3 protein-coding genes are annotated in these 3,384 nt (G+C 34.9%); 2 read left to right on the top strand and 1 reads right to left on the bottom strand.

Annotated features, from left to right (window positions below):
• Window positions 1–348 precede the first annotated feature (348 nt).
• Both HU235_RS14865 and ade read left to right on the top strand, forming a co-directional pair.
• Window positions 349–819, top strand: a complete 471-nt coding sequence (locus HU235_RS14865) for a nucleoside deaminase (RefSeq protein ID WP_095300121.1) — start codon at window positions 349–351, stop codon at window positions 817–819.
• A gap of 26 nt (window positions 820–845) precedes the next feature.
• Window positions 846–2,582 (top strand): adenine deaminase, encoded by a 1,737-nt coding sequence (gene ade, locus HU235_RS14870; RefSeq protein WP_095300122.1) that lies wholly within the window; start codon window positions 846–848, stop codon window positions 2,580–2,582.
• Window positions 2,583–2,645: 63 nt separating this feature from the next.
• Here the strand turns inward: ade and HU235_RS14875 are convergent.
• Window positions 2,646–3,384, bottom strand: a 739-nt coding sequence (locus tag HU235_RS14875) for a family 4 glycosyl hydrolase (protein WP_459213473.1), incomplete at its 5' end; no start/stop codon positions are given.

Below are 3,384 nucleotides of genomic sequence, written 5' to 3' on the forward strand. Positions count from 1 at the left end.
ATGTAAAGTTTTAGTTAATATTTTGTCGAAAGAGTGAAATTTGTAATGATTTTTTCAAGTGTAGGAAGAAGGAATGTGTCATAGGTTTGTTTAAAAAGATATTAAAGAACTATCGTCCATTATAGCTAAAATGTTTTGTTTTCTATGTGAAGTGTTTTATTATTCAGTTGTTAGACAATTCCCCTTATCGTTTTTGAATTGATGAATCGAAACGTCAAACTGAGTTTTTACGGAAAATTTATGAAAGTCTGGTAGATTCTTTTACAAACTTAACGTAAAATCAGCATAAATAAGGAATAATAAACTAAGAGTAGTAATAAAAATACATTGCTTGAAAGGAAGGATTTTATGTTCGAACAAGGATTTTTGGAGGAAGCCATTCAAGAAGCAATCAAAAATGTTGAGAATAATCATGGCGGTCCATTCGGAGCAATTGTTGTAAAAAATGGTGAAATTATCGGAAGAGGAAGTAATGTTGTAACTGCAACAAACGATCCAAGCGCACATGCAGAAATTCAGGCAATTCGTGACGCATGCCGTTATTTAAATCATTTTCAGCTAGAGGATTGTGAGATTTATTCCAGCTGTGAGCCATGTCCAATGTGCATTGGTGCAATTTATTGGGCAAGACCTAAAGCAGTCTATTATGCTTGTTCTAAGGAGGATGCTGCAAAAATCGGCTTTGACGATAAGTTTATTTACGAACAGCTAGCATTGCCAACCGAGCAAAGACAAATTACTATGAAACAACTGACAATACCACAAGCAAGCATACCTTTCAAATTGTGGGGACATTCTACTACTAAAATTAATTATTAATCTTATTGGAAATGTTGGTGATGTGAGTGATAAATACACTTAAAAAAAGAATTTCTGTAGCTGCTGGAAAAGTGCCTGCAGATATAGTTATAAAGAATGGGAAAATCATTGATGTTTTCACTGGTGAAATGACAGAAGGCGATATTGCAATCGCTGATGGGTATTTTGCAGGGATTGGCAATTATATCGGTATTGAAACCATTGATGCAAAAGGTCGTATAGTTTCTCCTACATTTATTGATGGTCATGTTCATATTGAGTCTTCGATGTTAATTCCATCAGAATTTGCTAAAGTCCTTCTCGCTCATGGAGTTACAACTGCTATTTGTGATCCTCATGAAATTGCAAATGTGTTTGGAAGAGAAGGGATTCAATTTATGTTAGATTCAAGTGAAAATCTCCCTTTTGATTTTTTCTTTATGCTTCCTTCCTGTGTTCCAGCAACTCAATTTGAACATTCTGGAGCAGTTCTAAAAGCAGAGGATTTAAAAAGCTTTTATACTCATCCCCGTGTCCTTGGACTTGCTGAAGTCATGAATTTCCCTGCTGTCGAAAATGCAGAAATTGATATGCTTGATAAAATTCTTCATGCAAGAAAATATGGAAAAAAAATCGATGGGCATGCTGCAGGGCTTTCTGCTAATGAATTAAATGTATATTTGTCTGCATTTATTCGCACTGATCATGAAAGTACAACACTAGAAGAAGCAAAAGAACGATTAAAAAGAGGCATGTACTTGATGATTCGTGAAGGAACTGTTGCGAAGGATCTTAAACAATTAATTAATGTTGTAACTGAACGAAACTCTAGACGTTGTTTATTTGTGACAGATGACAAGCATTTAAATGATTTGATTAGTCAAGGTAGTATTGATCATAATGTAAGACTAGCTATTTCGTTAGGATTAAACCCTATTACAGCAATCCAAATGGCTACAATTAATGCTGCAGAATGTTTTGGTCTAGAAACAAAAGGTGCCATTGCCCCTGGCTATCAAGCAGACTTTATTCTATTAGAAGATTTGAATTCAATTAAGATTTCTGAAGTTTATAAGGATGGGAAGCTTATTTTCGAAAATGGCCAACTCGTATCCTTTCCACAAAAAGAACATATGGCCTCACTCCAACGTTTGCAAAGGACAGTTCGATTTCACGAATTGTCAGAGAATGATTTGCAAATTCAAGTTAAAACGATGAAAGCCAATATAATCGAAATTGTTCCGAATAGTTTAATAACGAAGCATAAAGTTGAAAATGTCGATGTTTCAAATGGAAATTACTTCATACCATCGATAAAAAATGACCAATTAAAGCTTGCTGTTATTGAACGGCATCGAGAGACAAAAGCTATTGGATTAGGGATTGTCAAAGGACTCGGGCTACAGTCAGGTGCCATAGCGACAACGATTGCCCATGATTCTCATAATTTAGTGATTGCAGGTACAAATGACAAGGATATGTTACTTGCAGCAAAAGAAATACTGGATATGCAAGGCGGACTTGTTATCATTCAAGAAGAAAAAATACTAGCTTCATTGCCTTTAACAATTGCTGGATTAATGTCTGAGCGTCCTTTTCAAGAAATCAACAAGGAATTATCGAAAATCCATCATGCTCTCACAAAAATTGGTGCAAAATCTGATTTTAATCCTTTTTTAACTTTATCCTTTTTAACTTTACCAGTGATTCCTGAACTAAAGCTTACTGATACGGGTCTTTTTCATGTATCTTCCTTTAAGCATATTGATGTAGCTACAATTTAAACGAAAATAAGATCCTGCTTACAAGGGTCTGCCCCCATTAAGACAGGATCTTATTTTATCGATTTACTCTACAGTTATTTCCTCTTTTATATTCCAGCCTTGTAAATAGTCTTTAGTTTGATAGAGCATTTTATCGAGTAGCTCTTTCGCATCATCAGGGCTGATTTGTACAAGAGGATCTTGAACAAATGCTTGAAATGCAAGTGATTTATCCTTTGATAATGCTGCTTGAAGTGTTGTTTCTTGATTACGAATATGTAGTGATACCATATTTTCAATCGGTGTTGGTAATTTTCCAGCACAAATTGGTTTGATGCTATTATTTCTAAAAATAGCATTCGTTTCTACAACTGCATCAAATGGAAGTCCTTCGATTTGTCCTCGATTAGGCAAATTCACATTTGTCACAAGATCACCTAACCCAAGCAATGCTTTAATCATCTCAATTCCCTCTTCACCTGTTTCATGAAGGATGAATTCTTCCTTACCTTCTGCAAGTCTTCTTCCTTTTTCAAGTAATTCTTGCTTATTGTCGATTCGCCATTGTACCTTAGTTAGTCCGAATTTCCATTCCTTCACTTTCTCAGGGCTTTGTAAATACCAGGAGGCTGGCATAAATTCAGCTAAATGTCTGTCACCTGCAGCTGCAATTAAGCCAAACTTTTTAAATAAATCAAATTTAACACGCTGGGCAGATGAAAAATGATCATTCATCCAATGTCCCTTTTCATTACCTTCAAAGCCAGTCTCGTGATATTTATCAACAAATTGCTTATATAATGGAAATAAATCAATTCCTAAG

Origin of the sequence: Metabacillus niabensis (assembly GCF_902829255.1) — a bacterium.
Taxonomy (GTDB): domain Bacteria; phylum Bacillota; class Bacilli; order Bacillales; family Bacillaceae; genus Metabacillus; species Metabacillus niabensis.

Bases quoted from the DNA above. Each gene is read 5' to 3' on its own strand.
- HU235_RS14865 (WP_095300121.1), top strand. From the start codon at position 349: ATGTTCGAACAAGGATTTTTGGAGGAAGCCATTCAAGAAGCAATCAAA.